We start from the raw sequence: 19,649 nt of genomic DNA on the forward strand, positions 1-19,649 counted from the left end.
GTAAAATACACATTTTTATTTTTGACTAATAGGCATATAATATTATATGAAACAAATTACACAGAAAAGGTGATACAATGAGATTTTTTGACAGTGATTACTTAGAAGGAGCACATCCTGCCATTTTACAAAAATTGATGGAAACAAATTTTGAACAAACTCCAGGTTATGGTTGCGATAAATATTGCGACAGCGCAAAAGAAAAAATAAAAGCAGCTTGCAAAGCACCTCAAGCTCAAATTTATTTTATCTCTGGTGGAACGCAAACAAATGCAACAGTAGTAGATGCATTGCTTGCTAGTTATCAAGGTGTAATAGCTGCTCAAACAGGTCATATTGCAGCACATGAAGCTGGTGCAGTAGAGTTTTGTGGTCATAAAGTAATCACATTGCCACAGCAACAAGGAAAATTAAATGCTACTGATGTACAAGATTACTTAGAAACATTTTACGCTGATGAAAACTGGGAACATATGGTTATTCCTGGTGCGGTTTACATCTCTCATCCGACAGAATGGGGAACATTATACACAAAAGAAGAATTAAAAAATTTAAGTGAAATCTGTCATAAATACGATATACCACTTTTTCTTGATGGTGCACGCTTAGGTTACGGTTTAACTTCTGATGATACAGATGTAACACTTCCAGACATTGCAAAATATTGCGATGTTTTCTATATCGGTGGTACAAAAGTAGGTGCCTTATTCGGTGAAGCAGTCGTAATAACTAAAGAAAATTTAATACCTCATTTCTTCACTACAATAAAACAACACGGTGCATTGCTTGCTAAAGGCAGAATTTTAGGCATTCAATTTGATGTATTATTCACTGATGACTTATATTTAAAAATTTCCCGCAATGCAATTGAAAAAGCTAACCGATTGAAAGAAATCTTCCATAAGAAAAATTATAAATTCTATATGGAAACACCTACAAATCAACAATTTATCGTGATGAGCAATGATAAAATTAAAGAACTTAAACAAAAAATCAGCTTTGGCTTCTGGGAAAAATATGATGATACTCATACTGTAGTACGTTTTGCTACAAGTTGGGCAACAACAGATGAAGCTATCAATGAATTGGATACTATTCTTTAAATAAAATATCTATTACCTACAAGGAGGAAATAATTATGGAATTTACTGAAGTAGTAAAAAATCGCTATTCCTGCAAAAAATTTAATGATAGTAAAATAACAGCTCAGCAATTAAACGAAATTTTAGAAGCTGGCAGATTAGCACCAACAGCTAAAAATTTACAAGAACAACACATTTATGTTGTTCAATCCGAAGAAGGCTTAGCAAAAATCGATAAAGTTACACCTTGCCGTTACGGTGCGACTACTGTACTCGTTGTTGCCTTTGATAAAAACAACGTCTTCACTTATCCAGGTGGAAAACGCGATTCTGGTATAGAAGATGCTTCTATCGTTGCTACACATATGATATTAGCAGCTCATAATGCTGGTGTAGACAGTTGCTGGATTAACTTCTTTGACCCAGAAGTTTTAGCAAAAGAATTAAACCTTCCAGAAAACGAAGAAGTATTAATGCTCTTAAATTTAGGCTTTGCTGCAGAAGGCACAAAAGCATTGCCAAATCATTTTAACCGCAAAGAGCTCACTCAAACAGTTTCTTATCTATAATCTATTAACTAAAAAAGCTATTCCAAGCTTAAACACTTGGAATAGCCTTTTTTTATATTGCACAGCGAAAAATTTTTCGATAATTAAGCGGTGTATCCTTGTAAAATTTTTTAAATTGATAACAAAATAATGAAACCTGATTAAAACCACAAGCCTCTGAAATTTCACTAATAGAATTCTGCGTATTTTTTAGCTTATTCATGGCAACTTTTAAGCGAAAATTAAGCAAATACTTCTGCGGTGACAATCCACATTCTTTTTTGAATAACCTGTATAAATAAGTTCTATCCACATTTAAATAATTTGCCATATCACCAATAGCTATATTCTTATCATAGTTTTTATAAATATAATCTATTGCTTGCTCTACATAGATTGATTTTGCATTCTCATTTTTATACTGTTGTTTCATTTGTGCAAAAAAATTATATAACAAACTTAATAGCATATATTCATTATCATTACTTGATTTATACGAAAAGATAAACTTTAAGAAAGCTTCTCGTATAATGCCTTTACTTTTATCAAAAAACAAAATATTATCCTTTGAAAAACCACAATCTTGTAAAATATTTTCTACTTCATATCCATCTATACAGAACCAACAATATTCGCATAGTTTATTTTCATCAGCTAAATAAGTAGCATTCATTCCTGGTCTTATTAAAAAAATAGTGTTTTCACCGATTTCATGACAAACACATTTTTTATTATTAATCTGTAATTTTCCTTTACCTTTTGTAATATAACAAAATAAATAATGATATTGCTTTTCAGGATTAGATATCTGCAATGGATTACAATTTTCCCAATCGCCACAATATACTACTAATGCACGATTTAATTTAGCTGTATCACTAAAAAAATAACTTTCTTTATTTTCCATTACAAACACTCCTAATCTTAAAATTTATAACTAAGTAATATAAAGCCATATAATACTCTACTATATTATTCAAATAAAATATTATATGGCTTCAATTTTAAAATGTTTAATGTTTATTGATACAATTTTTATTTTTGCAATGCATTTATATATTTTATAATCGCATCTGCAATTTCATCTAAAGAAGCAGTTCCTGCATTCACCACTAAATCATAATTAGACGGTTTACCCCACTGTTGACCAGTGTAATAATTATAATATCTAGCTCTTTTGCCATCTTCGACATCTAATTCTTTAAGAGTTTTACCGCCATAAACTTCCTTGCCACGTTTTTCTCTATATTCATCATCAGCTGTCACAAATATAGAAAAAACATTTGGCATATCATCTAGTACATAATCTGCACAACGACCGAGTATAACACAACTACCACTATTTGCTAATTTTCTAACAGCTGTTGCTTCAGATAAGAACATACCTCGACTTGACTCGCCCATTCGAATACCGAAGGAACGGAATGGCATAAAAGCCATAGTTAATGGATGAACTGTGTTTTCTAATTCCAACAAATCTTGTTCATTTAAGTCATCTATGCCCAATTTTGCTGCTGCAATATGCACGATTTGTCTATCGTACAATTTTAAATTCAATTTTTCAGCAAGGAGATTGGCAAGCTCACGACCACCGCAACCATATTTACGGCTAACAGTAATAACAATATTTTCCTTCATGATATTCACCTGCTTTTATTTACTTTGAACATACTCTTTCAGTTCTTCTTGTTTTGCTTTTGGTATGCGCTTATCAGAAATCAATACGAATAAACCGAAAATAGTGAATGTACCTACTACTGCACCGAGGAATAAATAAGCTGTTTTAAAACCAACTGTATCATAGAGATTTCCTACAATTGGAGATAAAATCGCAGAACCTAATTGGTTTGATAATTGATAACCAACTAAATACAATACAGAAGACAATCTTGTATCAAAGTTTTTAGCCAAATATTTAAATACAGATACTAACAAGATAGACAATTCAATAGCATGCAACAATTTGATAATTGAAATGCTGATTGGGTCATTTGCAAGTCCAGAGCCAATCATTCTGAATGTCATAATTGCCCCTGCTAAAATCAAACCGTGTTTTGGTCCAATTTTATTTACGATAAATGGTGCTAAGCACATACCGCCAGCTTCAAGAAATATCTGTAAAGAGTTCAAATAACCAAAAGTTTCATTACCCTGTTCTACAGTTGGGAACAATGAAGCGTAATAAATTGCAAATTGCTGGTCAAATACACCGTATACACAAGCAGAACCTAAAATAAAAATCATGAAAAGCCAAACATCTTTTAAGCTAAATAAATGCTTAACATTTGTTAAATTAATCGGTTCAGATTTTATGAAATCTACTTTACTTTCATCAATGCGAACAGTCAATAAGATTAAAAGAAGGACAATTGCACCTGCAGAAGCCATCCAGAAAATGAGGTCAGGGTCGTAGTTAAAAGCGCGACCAGCACAAAATACACCAACAGCAGCACCAAGAGAACCCCAAGCACGAGCGCGACCAAATTCAAAATCATAGATACGACCGCATTTTTCAATGAAGGATTCAATAACAGCTACACCTGCATAATAAGCAAGACTTAATACGAAAGAACCAATAACAGCACCAACATAGAAATTATTTATCAATAACGGTTCATAGACAAATACGAAAAATGGACCAGTTAAAGCTACTAATATGACAATGAAGAACAATAAATATCGCTTCATGCCTATCTTATCTGAAAGATATCCATAGAAAGGTTGCAATACCATACTAAAAATAGCATTTCCTGCATAAATTGTACCTATTTGCATACCTGTCAATTGAATTTTTTGACCAAACCATATTGGTAAAAAAGCAAAGAACACTAACCAAGAAAAGAAATATACAAAGAAAAATGCACTTAATTTCCAATAAATTATCTTTTTCATACGAAACAAGCCCCTCTATTGTTTAAATTTTATAAAAATCTATGGAAATATTCATCAAGCCATTTGGAACAAACACAATGCCCGTCGCTTCTTCTGTAGGATAAACTCTACTGCTGAGTACACGCTGTCCATCATTTATAAAAATTTCTAAAGACGAACGGTCGCTGAAAATTCGTAAAGATAATTTATTATCTATTGGCGCTACTTCAATTTGTCTTTGTCCCTCAATACCGCTACCAGATTTATCTCTATCTAAAAGTAAAATATTTGTCTCTTTATCATAAGCAATATCTGTTTCTTCATTTTCGGATACGCGTAATTTTAAATTAACTCCATTTGCTTCTGTTAAATCAAAAACAGCATTTAATTCATAACAATCACCTGCAACATCATCAAAACTTACAGTTTTATCTGTAGTAACTTCATGATGAACTTCACTTTTGCGAAGCTTAACAAGTTCTGGAGCTGGCAGACTATACACTGTATTGTCTTTTACTTTTAAAATACGTGGAATGCTCATCATGCCACACCAACCATCTTTTTGTTCTGGCATTTTACTTTCCCACATATCGAGCCAACTAATCATAATGCAACGATTATTTTTTTCATCTTGCATAATCTGTGGCGCATAGAAATCAAAACCATAATCAAAAATATCAAATGCAGTTTGACGGTCAAATTCACCTGTTTCATAATTCATTTTTCCTAAGAAAAATCCTGATTGATGTACATTTAAATATTTTTCAGCTTCTGGTTTCATCCCTTGCGGTGAAACAATCAAGATATCTCTTCCATCAGCTTCGCCAAAATTAGGACATTCCCACATAAAACCAAGATTTTCTTCTACCGTGGATTTTGCCATTATATTTAAAAATTCCCAATTAATTAAATCTTTTGATTTATAAACAACAACTGCTCCACTTTCTTCTAAAGTTTGAACACCAACTACTACATAATATAAATCACCATGTTTCCAAACTTTTGGGTCACGAAAATGTTCTGTACGAATGCCGATATTTTCAGGAACTTTCTTTATAACTGGATTATTTTCTACTTTTTTGAATGTATCTCCATCTTCGCTAATAGCGATACATTGACTCTCGATACGGTCATTACCACCGAGACTTTTGTCTAAATCAACATGACCAGTATACATTGCATATAATTTGCCATCTTTTTCAATAGCACTACCAGAAAAGCAACCGCCTTTGTCGTATTCATCAGTTGGAGCGAGAGCAATCGGTCTTGTTCTCCATTCAACTAAGTCACTACTTGATGCATGCCCCCAGTGCATAGGACCCCATTCTGCTGAATATGGATGATACTGATAAAACAAGTGATATTCACCATCAAAATAGCAAAAACCATTTGGGTCATTTATCCAATTAGCTGGTGCTGTAATATGATATTTTGGTTTCCAATAACTTTTTTCAGCCTGTTTACTAGCCTCTTTTTGAAATAATTCTGCCTTTTCTAAAGCTTCTTGATGTGTCATAACAATCTCCCCTCAATAAATCGAACCCGTTCGACAAAATGTTAAAAAAATAAATAACAAAAAACTTTTCACTTAATCGAACCCGTTTGATATTTCATGATTAGATAATAACACTCTTTATTTTAAAAATCAATACCCTTTTGTAAATTATGTTAAAAAAAAGTTTATTCTGACAATTATTTGATAATAAAAAGGGAATTCACATCACAAATTCCCTTCAGCAAGTATCGCCTTTGCGCAAAACTACCGGCAAAATTTTATCTTTGACAACTTTTTTCCCTTTTATGAGCGATACAATCATTTTTGCTGTTTCTGCTGCTAATAAATCAATCTGTTGAACAATTGATGTTATATTATAAAAACCGCTCTCTGTTATAAATGTACCATCATATGCTATAAATTTTATATTCTCTGGTATATTCAATTTACGTTTATGCGCTTCACCCAAACAAGCACATACCACCATATCAGACCCATAAATTCCATCTATTTCAGGATATTTTTCAAAAACATCAACTGCTACTTGTTTAAAATATTTCATACTAAATTGGTTCCATTTCATTTCATAATTTATGACATCAATACCATTTTTAGCTAATTCTTCTTTAAAAGCAACATGATGTGAATAAGCAGACATCGAAGCATTTTTTATCCCTGTTATCTGTAATGGATGTCTACAACCCGCTTTTATCAAAGTTTGTGCAGCTAACTTGCCACCTTGTTTATGGTCAGAATGAATAAGTGGTATTCTATTATTAATTATTCTATCAAAAGCTACAATGGGTTTATTGACATTATCATACAATTCAACCTCTAAAGAATGACAACCCATTATAATACCATCAATCATTTGTCTTTGTAACATATCAACGATTTCATGTTCAGCATTCTTTCTTTCAACTGTTGAACATACCATTATTTTATAATTATATTTATAAAGTGCTATCTCCAACGCACTTATAAAAGCGCCAAAAAAAGGATGTGCAACATCTGGCACAATAATGCCAATTATATTCGTACTATTACGAAATAAGTTACGTGCTAATTCATTCGGCACATAATTTAATTTTTCTATAGCATCTAAAACCTTTTTACGCGCATTTTCCGAAACATAACCTTTATTATTTATAACCAATGATACTGTACTTGGTGCCACCTGTGCCAACTTAGCTACATCTCTAATACTAGCCATAAAACCCCACCTCTATTTATTATATTATATCATATACATATTATGTATTTTATCACGAAACAATACTATTATAAAAATTTAAAATAAATAATGATAAAATCAATATATTTGACAAATTTTATCCATAACTTGCATATAAATAGTATTATGGTTTATAATAAATTTGAATTAAAGATTTCTTTAATGAATAGGTTTTTTCAGGGACGCTTTTTAGCGTCTCTTTTAGTTTAATAAAACAAATATTAAAGGAGATTTTATGAACGCTCGTGCTATTGCTTTAAATATTTTAAATGAAATTTATCAACAAAAAGCTTATGCCAATATATCACTATCTCGCCATTTTCAAAAATATGAAATAACAGAGCAAGACCGTCGCTTTATAACTGAACTCGTTTATGGTACAGTTAAATCAGGCGATACATTGCTTTGGATTTTAAAAAAATTTGTAAATCGCCCACTCAACAAGATTGAACCAACAGTAATAAATATCTTGCGTCTCGGCATTTATCAAATTGTATTCATGGATAAAGTCCCTGCTTCTGCCGCTTGTAATGAAGCGGTAAATCTCGCTAAAAAATTCAGTAATCAAGGTTCTGCAAAATTTGTCAATGGCGTATTGCGCAATTTAATCCGCCAACCTGAAAAATACGCTATGCCAACGGGTAACAAAGCCATAGAAGTTGCTGTACGAGAACAACATCCCGTCTGGCTTGTAAAAAAATTCATTCATACATTTGGCAGTGAAGCTGCATTAAAATTATGCCAATTTAATAATACAAATGCACCACTCGTATTGCGTACTAATACTTTAAAAATTACTCGACCAGAACTTATAAAAGAACTTGAGCAAAATGAATGCACAGTCATTCCATCAAAAATTGCTCCAGAAGGAATTATTTGTCAAAGCCATGCTTCACTCAATAAATTAAAACCCCTACAAAACGGAATGGCACAAGTACAAGATGAAAGCTCCATGCTCGTCGCTCATGTACTCAATCCGCAAAAAGGCGATTTTATAATCGATACTTGCAGTGCTCCAGGTGGAAAAACTACACATATTGCCGCTTTGATGAACAACGAAGGTACTATTATCGCTGGTGATATTTATGAACATAAATTAAAACTTATAAATGAAAATGCCCATCGTTTAGGTATAAACATCATTAAGACGCAACTTTTAGATGCGCGCGAAGTTGGCAATTTTTATCCAAATAAAGCTGATAAAATTCTTGTCGATGCTCCATGTTCTGGACTGGGTGTACTTCGCCGTAAACCAGATTCACGCTGGAACAAAACAGAAGATTTATTATCCGAACTTCCCGCTCTTCAATTAGAAATTTTAAACTCCGCAGCTTTAGCAGTAAAAAAAGGCGGTGTATTAGTGTACAGCACCTGCACAATTATGCCAGAAGAAAATCAAAATGTAATAGATGAATTCTTAAAAACTCATGCTGATTTTAAACTTGATGATGTACACAAATTCTTACCATTTAAACATAAAGACAAAACTAAGACATTGCAATTAATGCCACATATCGACCATACAGACGGCTTCTTTATAGCTCGTTTAATACGCAATGCTTAATATTTAAACTATAGAAAGGAAACTCTTTTTCATGACGAATATTTTTGGACTTAATTTGGACGAATTAACTTCTTTGATAACCTCATTGAAATTACCAAAATTTCGTGCTAAACAAATCATTGAATGGATGTATTTAAAACACGCCATTTCATTTGAGCAAATGACTAATCTCTCTAAAGATTTACGTGAAAAATTATCTCAAGAATTTACTATAAATCGTGCAAAATCATGGGATAGATTAGACTCTGCCGATGGAAAAACTACTAAATTTCTTCTTCAATTTGGTGATGGTATTGGCGTAGAAACAGTTTTAATGCGCCAAAGCTACGGCAATAGCATTTGCGTATCTTCACAGGCCGGTTGTAATATGGGTTGCACTTTTTGCGCTTCCACTTTGCACGGCATGGCAAGAAACTTATCCACAGGTGAAATTTTAGCTCAAGCTATGTATATTCAAGAACTCTTAAATAAAACGGGTGAGCAAATCAACAATATCGTAATCATGGGCTCTGGTGAACCTATGTTAAATTATGACAACGTTTTAAAATTCATTCGCCTTGTACATGAACCATATTGTTTAAACTTAGGCTATCGCAATATAACGATATCAACTTCCGGCATTGTTCCAGGTATTGAAAAACTCGCTAAAGAAAACATTCCTATCACGCTTTCCATATCCTTACACGCACCGAATAATGAGTTGCGTACATCTTTAATGCCAATCAATAAACGCTATCCACTAGAAGAAGTAATCAAAGCTGCCGTAAATTATGCCGATATTACAAAACGTCGTGTCACTTATGAATACATTTTAATCGATAAATACAACGACAATATTGCCGAAGCCCAAGAGCTTTGTCATTTATTAAAAAATCAATTAGCTAACGTTAATCTAATTCCTATCAATCCTGTAAAAGAACGCAATTTTAATCGACCATCAATATCTCGTATAAAAACATTTGCCAAATATTTAAACGACCACCATATAACCGCTACCATCAGACAGGAAATGGGCACAGATATCAATGCAGCCTGTGGTCAATTACGCAACAAACATTTATAAAAACAAATTTAATCGGAGATGAATATCATGTTTTTTTCCCGTATGGAAGATTTTTTAGAAAAAAATATTGAAGGCTTCTTTAATCGTAAATTTTCTAGTAAATTACAACTGGCAGAAATTGAAAAAATTCTCGACCGCTTATTAATCCGTCATAAAAAACGTGTCAATCGCGCAATATTCGTTCCAGATAATTTTGTTATTACAATAAGCCCTAATGATTATACCGAATTAAATACCATAGAAGTATTAATTAAATTAAAATTATTTCTCTATAAATCAGTTATCATGAAAGATTATTTCATGCATAAAAAACCCGTTATAACTATATTAAAATCACCTGAATTAAAATTAGGCGTATGTGATATAAAAACAACATTCAGTACAGAAACTGAAATTCAAAATACCATCTCCAGTGATAACACTGGAACACAAGGTACTATTGTCGTTCCACCTAATGACAGAGAACTATTTGCAAAATCACCAAAAATAAATCAAGAATTAAAATTTGCTTCTTTAACTATAGCAGAAGGGCCCGATAAAGACTCTTATATGGAAATCGGCGATAAACAAATTCATATTGGTAGACGCGATAGCAATGAATTTATCATTACAGATATCAATGTATCTCGTCTTCATGCTTACATCACATTCGAAAATGGTCGTCATATTTTACATGATGCCAATAGTTTAAATGGTACTAGCGTAAATGATACTCAAATATCAAGCTTTTGTCTGTGTCCTGGCGACAAAATTCAAATAGGAAATACGATTATTATTTACGATATTCTATAAATCTATTATAATAGAATATATAAATATTTTTTCGAGGTGATAAATATGAAAAAAACTGCTAAAATTTTAACGGTAATGTCTACTGCTCTATTGTTAAATGGTTTTGGTGTAGAAATGCCATCTTTAGTAAATGCAGCTCCACTGCCACCACCAGCAATGGAACGTGTTGCTCCACAAGTTCGCATTGATACAGAAATGCAACAGATAAGCGATATGTACGGCATTGATAAAGCAACACTTATGAGCTATTACAATGAAGGCTGGGGCCCTAAAGAAATTCAGCACGGTGCATTTTTAGCTTATGCTTCTCAAAAACCTTTTGATGAAGTCATGAAATTAAAAGATGCTAATAGCTGGCCACGCGTTGAATATTTATTAAACTTGACACCAAATGATATCAAAGCCGCTCATGATAATTTAGCAGCTCAATATTTAAGTGAAAAGTTGTCCGTTAATAAAACAATTATCACCAACTTATTAGAAAAAAATTATGGCATGAAAGAAGTTCTGCACGGCGTATTGATGTCACAATATTGTACAGCTTCACCAGAAGATATAATTGCTATGCATAATCCTCCAACAAATGATTGGGATGCTATAGCGGAAAAACTCGGTATAACTGATGAACAGATGGAACAAATTCGCACTACAATGCAACAAATAAATCCACCAGGACCAAAAGGCCCTCATAAAATATAAAAAATATATAATTAAAATAAAAAAGCAGATACAGTTAAATTGTATCTGCTTTTACTTTTTCTATAACTTATTTAATTAAATTAAATTTACGCATAGCTGCTTTTAATTGTTCTAAATGAGCTTCTTCCATTTCACAAAGAGGCATGCGAAGAGGACCCATATTAAAGCCCATCAAACGAAGTGCAACTTTTACTGGAATTGGATTTACTTCACAGAACAAAGCTTTAATTAATGGAAAATATTCGAGTTGTTTTTGAGCAGCTTCTTTTACTTTTCCATCTAAGAATAATTGACACATATCATGTGTTTCTTTTGGCATAACATTAGAAAGAACAGAAATAACCCCCTGTCCACCTAAAGACATAAGAGGAACAATCTGGTCATCATTTCCTGAATAGAAAGTGAGTTTATCGCCACAAAGAGCCATTGTTTCAGCAACTTGGCTGATATTTCCACTAGCTTCTTTTACTGCTGCAATGCGTGGATGTTCAGCCAAAACAGCATAAGTTTCTGGTTTAATACCTACGCCTGTACGAGATGGAACATCATAAAGAATAATTGGAACATTTACATTATCAGCAATAGATGTAAAATGTTTGATAAGACCTTTTTGTGTGCATTTATTATAATATGGTGTTACTACTAACAAAGCATCAGCACCAGCTTTATCTGCATGTTGAGATAAATTTATTGCATATCTTGTATCATTAGAACCCGTTCCTGCAATAACTGGCACTCGTTTATTTACATAATCAACTGTAAATTTAATAATATCCTCATGTTCTTGGTCAGTCATAGTAGCAGATTCGCCACTTGTACCAGCAATAACAATAGCATCAGTGCCATTATTAATGTTAAAATCAATCAGTTTTTTCAATTCATCATAATTGACACCCATACCATCTTCATTAAATGGTGTAGCAATAGCTACGGCTGCACCTTTAAAAATTACATCTTTCATAAAGAAAGCCTCCTTATGACATCTTTATACATACTTATTATTTGATTATACAGTTATTTTCCATGCTTAGCAACTATTTTACAAAATTACATAAAAAAACTTATTAATTATTTTTTACTTTTTTAATAAATGATGGATTGTATAATGAAGTGCAACATCTAAAAAAATAAAAAACTCATTATGAATTTTCGTGTAAAATAAAGTTACCACACAAAATCCACACGAAAGGAAAATTCATAATGAGCTATCATCATCTTACCATATCTGAACGTATTCGTATAGAGGTTCTTTCTATTTTAGGTTATTCTACTCGTTTTATTGCTAAATTTTTACATCGTCATCATTCTACTATTGCTCGAGAACTATCTCGTAATAAAATTGAAAATGAATATATCTCTTCATTTGCTCACAATAAATATCTTGAACGTCGTAAAAATTCTTCTTGCTCTAGTAAATACAATGATGTTCTTTCTAATCTTATTTCTGAAAAATTACATGAAAACTGGTCTCCAGAACAGATTTCTAATGCACTTTTAAATGGTAAACTTTCCTTTAAAACTATTTATAATTGGATTTATATTGGTAAATTAAAAGGTATTTCACTTAAGAATTTACGACATAAAGGAAAACGTAGAAAAAAGGAAACACGTGGTAAATTCTTAATAGGAAATAGTATCACAACTAGACCAAAAGATGTAAAAAGTAGAAAAACTTTTGGACATTGAGAGTTAGATACCATAGTATCTAGTAGAGGAAAAGCTAAAGCTTGTTTAGCAACATTTGTAGAAAGAAAAACAAGATTTTATGTGGCAATAAAAATAAAAGATAGAACAGCATCATCAATGCTAAAAGCAATAAAAAAGTTAGTGAAAGTACTACCAAAAAAGGCATTAAAAACATTTACAACAGATAGAGGAAAAGAATTTGCATGTTACAAAGAAGTAGAAAAATTAAATATAAAAGTATATTTTACAGATGCTTATGCAGCATGGCAAAGAGGTAGCAACGAAAATTCAAATGGGTTATTAAGAGAATATTATCCAAAGAAAACAGATTTAGGACAAATATCTAATGATGATTTAATAAAAAAATTAATATTATTAAATAGTAGACCAAGAAAATGTTTAAATTGGGATAATCCATTTAATTTATTTTTAAAAGAAGTGTCGCACTTGGATTGACAATTCATCAAATATAAAAAAATCACCGCAGATATTTTTCTACGGTGATTTCTCTCATCTTTTATAATTTATAAAAGAGTTTTTACTGTTTTAAATACATCCTGTGCTTCATTTACTTTGCTACTGCTACCCAATACACAAATAGCATTTTCTTCCATGCATGCATCAACTAAATCTGCCAAATTGCGAATGTCTTCCTGTGTTGTAGCTAAGACTTCATCACGCTGTTTTTGACGCATTTCATCAGTCATGCCTACAATATAACTAGAAGCTGCTAATTCGCCTTTCAATGAAGGTGTAAGAGGCATATCCATTCCACTGATAGTACCAATGATGTATTTTGTCATTTCTCTATCACTAACAGCAAAACTACGTAAAAATGCTCCTGTATTATCGTATACATTGAGTGTTTCTTTCAAATTAGGGTCACGATAAGAACCGAAATACATATTTCCATCACGACGGAATTTTACAAAAGCACCGTATGCACCACCTAAAACGCGGATATGTGTCCATAAATATTCATAGCGCATAATTGTTTCTAATACTTTCATGACACCAGTGTATTTATAGCCCAAACGCATGAAATTAGCACCTTTAGCTACGTACTGAACTTGGCTTGATGTTATAAAGCCTTCATTTTTCTTATCAACATTAAACGGTATAGTCTGCACAGGATATTCTTCATCTGACAATGATTTTATAAATAAAGCTACACAATCTGCAACTTTTGTATAATCTTCGCCATCTACAGTAATACTTGTAATGAGATTGTGTTTATTAAATACCATTGGTATTATTTTAGCAAAAGCAACCTGCATTTTAGCAAATTCATTATCAAAATCATTCAAGAAATTCTTGATGAAACTATAAAATCTTAAATCACCATAATTATCATAGCGTTCTTTCGGTGTAAAATATGCCATAAGCTCATCTAAAACTAATTGATGACCAGAGCGCAAAATAGACATTTCAAAATCACTGCGACATTGAAGAATTAAATCTTTTACACGTTCTTTTGCAGCAAATGAACCATTAAAGATAATTTCCTGTAAAAGCTCTATCAATTTTGGCATCTTATCAACTAAAACTTTTGCTTTAAATACCATCTTAGGCATATATGAATTAACATCGCCTTCTTTATCGTACGTAGCCACGCTAAAGCGCATACCACCCGTATAAAGATTTATAGCATTAGCCAATGCTTCATATGAATAATTTTTTGTAGCTGTTCTGCCGATTAATTCTTCTAATAAGAATAAATAATTTATATCTTCATATGCTATTGTTGAAACATCAAAGAACATTCTCAAATAAACAATGCCATTTGTTGCCACATCGTGTTTTAAAGCTGTAGTTCCTGCAATTTCATCTTCAGCAATTATGAGTTTATCACAATTTTTATTAATATCACTGATTTCTAAGAGCGGAATTTTAGCTAAAGCTTCTGGTGTATCCACACTGCGCTGACGTTTTTTCAAACGTTTTGTAGCTTCAATAACTTCTTGTAACTGTTCATCGCTCATATTAGCTTTTATTTTTGCTAATTTTTCAGCTAAAACACGTTCTCCTTCTGGAATAATCGTTTCATCTGGAGATAAAATCAACATTAAACTATGTGTATTATCTAAAAGATATGTCTTGATTAATTCTTCAAATTTACCTTCATTTGCCCATTGTTTTACAGTTGTAAGCAAATCTTCATAATACAAGTACATAGTTGGTTCGCCATCATATAACCAGCTATTCATCAAATTGATATTGTAAATGAGTCCTTTCGGGAATTGTCCAAAATCAGCTTCACGCAATTTAAATTCCATTACATTGATAGAAGCCTGTAATAATTCTTTATCAATACCTTTATTTACAATATCTGTTAAAACATCATTTACAATTTTTTCAAATTTATCAGCCTTATCAGCTTCAGAACCGTTGACAATTATACTGAACATTGGTTGAAGTACACCATTATCGAATGAAGAAATTACATCACTGCCAAGTCCAGCCTTAATCAAAGCATTTCTAAGTGGTGCAGCTTCACTCTTCAACAAAGCGTGTTCCAAAATAGAAAATGCTATCATTTTTTCTTTTTCCAAAGAAGTAGCAATCGAATAATTCAAGCTTAAAAATGTCTTATGTTCTTTGCTTTCATTTGGAGCAATAGGATAAACATCATTTAAAACTTTGCGTTTTTCAAATGGTTTCTGTAAATCTACATGAGAGTCTACTTCAATTTTATCAAAAGCAGATAAATATTCTTTATCGAGAAATTCCAAAGTATCCATCATATCCATATCGCCATACAAATAAATATAGCTATTAGATGGGTGATAATAACGACTGTGGAAATCAATGAACATCTTCTGTGTTAAATCTGGAATAGCAACTGGGTCCCCGCCAGATTCATATTGATAAGTCGTATCTGGATAAAGATTATTTAAAATCTTGCGTTCCAAAAGACCATCAGGTGAAGAAAGAGCGCCTTTCATTTCATTATAAACAACACCGCTGTATTTTAATGGTTCATCAGCATTTTCAATTTCATAATGCCAACCTTCCTGCATTAAAATTTCTGGTGTAGTTCTCATATTTGGATAAAAAACAGCATCGAGATATACATCCATTAAATTGCGAAAATCCTTATCATTGCGACTAGCAACAGGATACATAGTCTTATCTGGGAAAGTCATTGCATTTAAAAATGTGTTAAGTGAACCTTTTACAAGTTCAACAAATGGTTCTTTCGTTGGAAATTTGCGTGAACCACATAAAGTGGAATGTTCTACAATATGAGCAACCCCCGTATCATCAGTAGGCGTAGTGCGGAAAGTGATTGAAAAAACCTTATTATCGTCATTATTAGCTACAAATAATAATTTTGCACCACTTTTAACATGTTCAAATTCATAAGCATTTGAAGCAATCTCTTTTATATATGAACTTTTCTTTAATTTAAAACCATGATAAATTTGATTTTCTTCCAAAATAACAACTCCTTTTACAACATTTCTTTAATTATGAATTAAAACAAACTATCTGTCAATTTTTGTATTAATTTAGATATTATAAAATTAATAGTTGACTTGAAGTAAACTCTAAGTAGTATAACTAAGCTGTAAATATAAATTATGGAGGAATTATCATGCAAACTATAGACGACTTTAAAAATTCTCTAATTTTCCCTTTAGGTGATAAATTACCCGAAGAATTTAGCAAAAACTTTATTGGCCAAGCTCATTTAAATATGCTAACGACAAAAGGCGTATCCATTGGCAATGTTACATTTGAACCAGGCTGTCGCAACAACTGGCACATTCATCATAAAGGCGGTCAAATTTTACTTGTAACCGCAGGCACAGGCTATTATCAAGAATGGGGCAAACCTGCACAAAAACTTCATGCTGGTGATGTTGTAAACATTCCACCAGAAATAAAACATTGGCACGGCGCCGCAAAAGATAGTTTCTTCTCTCATTTAGCTATTGAAGTTCCAGCTGAAGGTGCTTCTAATGAATGGCTTGAACCTGTAACTGATGATATTTATCTTAAACTAAAATAATATATTACAAATAAAAAAACAGTAGCCATATAGCTACTGTTTTTTATTTTTTAATCTTTATGTTATAAATTTTTAACTTTATTCTGTTGCCATTCAATTAAATCTGCAAGCGTAATATTATCTACTACATCTGTAATTGCATCATATAATTTCTGCCAAAGAATTAATGTTGGACAAATATCTACACGTTTACAAGTATTAACTTCATCTTCTAAACACGCTACTGGAGCTAAGTTCCCTTCAATTAAACGTAAAATCATTCCCACTGTATAATTTTCCGGTTTTTTTGTTAAGCGATATCCGCCCTGAGGACCACGTAAAGATTTAACAAAACCTGCTTTATTTAAGTTAGATACAATCTGCTCTAAATATTTATCTGATATTTGCTGTCTTTCCGCAATGTCTTTAATACGTACAGGACTATCAGCATCATTCAAAGCTATGTCAAGCATCAATCTTAAAGCATATCTTCCTTTTGTTGATATTTTCATAAAATCATAATCCCTCATTTATGTATAAACTAAATTATTTAAATATAATTATAGTATATCATAAATTTATACAGGAAAAAAGTTATTTTATAAATTTACACTCATTCTTTAGCGCAATCCACTCCAGCAACATACCCCATGGAAAATGCCGCTTGTAAATTATATCCACCTGTAAATGCATCAACATCTACAACTTCACCAATACAATATAAATTACCAATTAATTTTGACTCCATAGTTTTAGGGTTAATTTCTTTTGTCGAAATTCCACCACCAGTTACAATGGCTTCACTGAGCGGACGTGTGCGCGTAATAGTAATCGTTAAATTTTGTAATAAATCCACCAAACGCTCACGTTCTTCCTTGCTTATTTGATTTACAAATTTATCTTCATCAATGACAGCCAAATCAATGATGTCCATAATCATTTTACTTGGTAATAAATCATGTAAAGCATTTTTAATCTGTTTTCGACTGTATTTTTCAAAATCGCGACAAATACGTTTATCCAATTGTTCACGCGTAAGTGCTGGTTTTAAATTAATGGACAATTCCACATTTTTTCCAGCTTTTAAATCCAAAGCAATCTGTCTACTCAAAGATAAAATAATTGGGCCACTTACACCAAAATGAGTGAATAACATTTCGCCAAACATTTCGCGTTCTTCTTTACCATCTACAATTACCTTAGCATTTATATTACGAAGCGATAAACCTTGCCAATTTTTAACCCAATCCTCTTCACATTCAAGCGGAACTAATGCTGGATGCAAATCAACAATATTATGACCTACAGCTTGCGCTATCTTAAATCCTTCACCGTTTGAACCTGTTCCAGGATAAGAAGCGCCTCCTGTAGCTAAAATAACACTATCTGCCTTATAAAAATCACCTTTAGAAGTAACTACACCAACAGCCTTATTATTTTCCACCTTAATTTCTTTTACATCTTCATTGTATTTTATCTGTACAGCTAAACTGTATAATAAATTGACGAAAGCATTTACAATATCGATTGCTTTATCACTAACAGGAAAAACACGTCCACCGCGTTCTTCTTTCAATGGCACATTTAATTCTTCAAAAAAAGACCATGTGTCCCAATTAAAAAATTTACTAAATACGCTGTATAAAAATCTGCCATTGCCGGGAATATTTTTTACAAAATCCTGTAATGGTGCTGTATTAGTAACATTACAACGACCTTTTCCCGTAATCAAAAGCTTTTTGCCTAAACGGTCATTTTTTTCTAAAAGCAGAACTTCTGCCCCATTTTGTGCAGCAGTAACAGCTGCCATAAGTCCAGCAGCTCCACCACCTATTACGATAACTTTCTGCATTATTTATCTCCCATTAATTTACGCAGCTTCAACAATTCCCTTTCTGTAAGCGGACGATATTCTCCACGCTTCAATCTATTCAGTGTGAGACCTGCAAAAGCAATGCGTTTTAATGCCTTAACTTCATAACCAAGTGCCTTAAACATACGGCGTACTTGACGATTTCTGCCTTCATGAATAGTGATTTCCACGCGTGAAGTCTTCGTCTGCTTATCAACAGAATCTAAATAAACATCTGCTGGTGCTGTCTTGCCATCTTCTAATTTCACACCATCAGCCAATTTATGCAAATCATCTAAATTGATGATACCATCTATCTTTGCAACATATGTTTTTTCAATTTCATACTTAGGGTGTAACAATTTATTCATGAAATCGCCATCATTTGTGAGTAAAATTAAACCTTCAGTATTGTAATCTAATCTACCAATCGGAAAAATTCTTTCTTTTACATCAGATAAGATATCCACGATTGTCTTTCTGCCATTTTCATCTTTTACGCTGGAAATATATCCTTTTGGTTTATTCAATATATAATAAACCTTTTTATCTTCTGGTTTTAATCTTTTTCCTTCATAGAAAACTTTATCTTTAATAGGGTTAATTTTAGTCCCTAATTCCTTAACAACAATACCATTAACACGAACTTTACCTTCAAGAATTAATTTCTCTGCATTGCGACGTGAAGCCACACCTGCACGAGCCAAAAACTTTTGTAATCTTTCCTCCAAAACAATTCTCCTTTATTAAAAATTACTTACTTTATACT

17 protein-coding genes and 1 pseudogene are annotated in these 19,649 nt (G+C 32.2%); 8 read left to right on the forward strand and 10 right to left on the reverse strand.

Annotated elements, in window-relative coordinates; all coding sequences use genetic code 11:
• Positions 1-77: 77 nt before the first annotated feature.
• Together CKV65_RS03910 and CKV65_RS03915 are read left to right on the forward strand one after the other, a co-directional pair.
• Positions 78-1,103: a threonine aldolase family protein gene (locus CKV65_RS03910; RefSeq protein ID WP_027889565.1), complete on the forward strand. Its 1,026-nt coding sequence runs from the start codon at positions 78-80 to the stop codon at positions 1,101-1,103.
• Between the two features lie 35 nt (positions 1,104-1,138).
• Positions 1,139-1,651: a nitroreductase family protein gene (locus CKV65_RS03915; RefSeq protein WP_027889564.1), complete on the forward strand. Its 513-nt coding sequence runs from the start codon at positions 1,139-1,141 to the stop codon at positions 1,649-1,651.
• Between the two features lie 52 nt (positions 1,652-1,703).
• Here the strand turns inward: CKV65_RS03915 and CKV65_RS03920 are convergent, their stop codons facing one another.
• The 5 genes from CKV65_RS03920 to CKV65_RS03940 all read right to left on the reverse strand — a co-directional run bounded on the left by CKV65_RS03920 (position 1,704) and on the right by CKV65_RS03940 (position 7,209).
• Positions 1,704-2,537, reverse strand: coding sequence for an AraC family transcriptional regulator (locus tag CKV65_RS03920; RefSeq protein WP_027889563.1), 834 nt, complete (start codon positions 2,535-2,537; stop codon positions 1,704-1,706).
• 128 nt (positions 2,538-2,665) lie between these two features.
• Positions 2,666-3,268: a cytidylate kinase-like family protein gene (locus tag CKV65_RS03925; RefSeq protein WP_027889562.1), complete on the reverse strand. Its 603-nt coding sequence runs from the start codon at positions 3,266-3,268 to the stop codon at positions 2,666-2,668.
• A 15-nt stretch (positions 3,269-3,283) separates the two neighbouring features.
• Complete coding sequence (locus tag CKV65_RS03930) at positions 3,284-4,522, reverse strand: oligosaccharide MFS transporter (protein ID WP_027889561.1); 1,239 nt, start codon at positions 4,520-4,522, stop codon at positions 3,284-3,286.
• A gap of 22 nt (positions 4,523-4,544) precedes the next feature.
• A complete protein-coding gene (locus CKV65_RS03935; protein WP_027889560.1) occupies positions 4,545-6,017 on the reverse strand; it encodes a glycoside hydrolase family 32 protein in 1,473 nt (490 codons plus the stop codon).
• 217 nt (positions 6,018-6,234) lie between these two features.
• Complete coding sequence (locus CKV65_RS03940; RefSeq protein WP_027889559.1) at positions 6,235-7,209, reverse strand: LacI family DNA-binding transcriptional regulator; 975 nt, start codon at positions 7,207-7,209, stop codon at positions 6,235-6,237.
• Between the two features lie 256 nt (positions 7,210-7,465).
• Here CKV65_RS03940 and rsmB point away from each other — a divergent pair, with 256 nt between their 5' ends.
• Genes rsmB through CKV65_RS03960 form a run of 4 tightly spaced genes read left to right on the forward strand, consistent with a single transcriptional unit; the run spans position 7,466 to position 11,348 of the window.
• Positions 7,466-8,794 carry a 16S rRNA (cytosine(967)-C(5))-methyltransferase RsmB gene (rsmB, locus tag CKV65_RS03945; protein WP_027889558.1) on the forward strand — a complete coding sequence of 443 codons (1,329 nt, stop codon included), beginning with the start codon at positions 7,466-7,468 and terminating at the stop codon, positions 8,792-8,794.
• A gap of 31 nt (positions 8,795-8,825) precedes the next feature.
• Complete coding sequence (gene rlmN / locus CKV65_RS03950; RefSeq protein WP_027889557.1) at positions 8,826-9,857, forward strand: dual-specificity RNA methyltransferase RlmN; 1,032 nt, start codon at positions 8,826-8,828, stop codon at positions 9,855-9,857.
• Positions 9,858-9,899: 42 nt separating this feature from the next.
• The gene (locus CKV65_RS03955; RefSeq protein ID WP_231922712.1) at positions 9,900-10,649 is read left to right on the forward strand and encodes an FhaA domain-containing protein; all 750 of its coding nucleotides are present in this window, start codon (positions 9,900-9,902) and stop codon (positions 10,647-10,649) included.
• A gap of 45 nt (positions 10,650-10,694) precedes the next feature.
• Positions 10,695-11,348, forward strand: coding sequence for an SIR2 family protein (locus CKV65_RS03960; protein WP_027889555.1), 654 nt, complete (start codon positions 10,695-10,697; stop codon positions 11,346-11,348).
• A 67-nt stretch (positions 11,349-11,415) separates the two neighbouring features.
• On the opposite strand, the gene dapA is transcribed toward CKV65_RS03960, so the two are convergent.
• Complete coding sequence (gene dapA / locus CKV65_RS03965; RefSeq protein WP_027889554.1) at positions 11,416-12,309, reverse strand: 4-hydroxy-tetrahydrodipicolinate synthase; 894 nt, start codon at positions 12,307-12,309, stop codon at positions 11,416-11,418.
• A gap of 239 nt (positions 12,310-12,548) precedes the next feature.
• On the opposite strand from dapA, the pseudogene CKV65_RS03970 reads away from it, so the two are divergent.
• A pseudogene (locus CKV65_RS03970) lies at positions 12,549-13,490 on the forward strand (IS30 family transposase).
• 68 nt (positions 13,491-13,558) lie between these two features.
• On the opposite strand, the gene CKV65_RS03975 reads toward CKV65_RS03970, so the two are convergent.
• Positions 13,559-16,474, reverse strand: a complete 2,916-nt coding sequence (locus CKV65_RS03975) for an insulinase family protein (RefSeq protein ID WP_027890468.1) — start codon at positions 16,472-16,474, stop codon at positions 13,559-13,561.
• A gap of 158 nt (positions 16,475-16,632) precedes the next feature.
• Here CKV65_RS03975 and CKV65_RS03980 point away from each other — a divergent pair, with 158 nt between their 5' ends.
• Positions 16,633-17,049 (forward strand): cupin domain-containing protein, encoded by a 417-nt coding sequence (locus CKV65_RS03980; protein WP_027890467.1) that lies wholly within the window; start codon positions 16,633-16,635, stop codon positions 17,047-17,049.
• A gap of 62 nt (positions 17,050-17,111) precedes the next feature.
• Here CKV65_RS03980 and CKV65_RS03985 read toward each other — a convergent pair whose 3' ends face one another.
• The 3 genes from CKV65_RS03985 to CKV65_RS03995 all read right to left on the reverse strand — a co-directional run bounded on the left by CKV65_RS03985 (position 17,112) and on the right by CKV65_RS03995 (position 19,611).
• Positions 17,112-17,540 carry an RrF2 family transcriptional regulator gene (locus tag CKV65_RS03985; RefSeq protein ID WP_027890466.1) on the reverse strand — a complete coding sequence of 143 codons (429 nt, stop codon included), beginning with the start codon at positions 17,538-17,540 and terminating at the stop codon, positions 17,112-17,114.
• 101 nt (positions 17,541-17,641) lie between these two features.
• Positions 17,642-18,880, reverse strand: coding sequence for a BaiN/RdsA family NAD(P)/FAD-dependent oxidoreductase (locus CKV65_RS03990; RefSeq protein WP_027890465.1), 1,239 nt, complete (start codon positions 18,878-18,880; stop codon positions 17,642-17,644).
• Positions 18,880-19,611 carry a pseudouridine synthase gene (locus CKV65_RS03995; RefSeq protein WP_027890464.1) on the reverse strand — a complete coding sequence of 244 codons (732 nt, stop codon included), beginning with the start codon at positions 19,609-19,611 and terminating at the stop codon, positions 18,880-18,882. Before CKV65_RS03995 ends, CKV65_RS03990 begins: the two co-directional genes overlap by 1 nt.
• Positions 19,612-19,649 lie beyond the last annotated feature (38 nt).

It is taken from the genome of Megamonas hypermegale (assembly GCF_900187035.1).
GTDB classification, from domain to species: domain Bacteria; phylum Bacillota; class Negativicutes; order Selenomonadales; family Selenomonadaceae; genus Megamonas; species Megamonas hypermegale.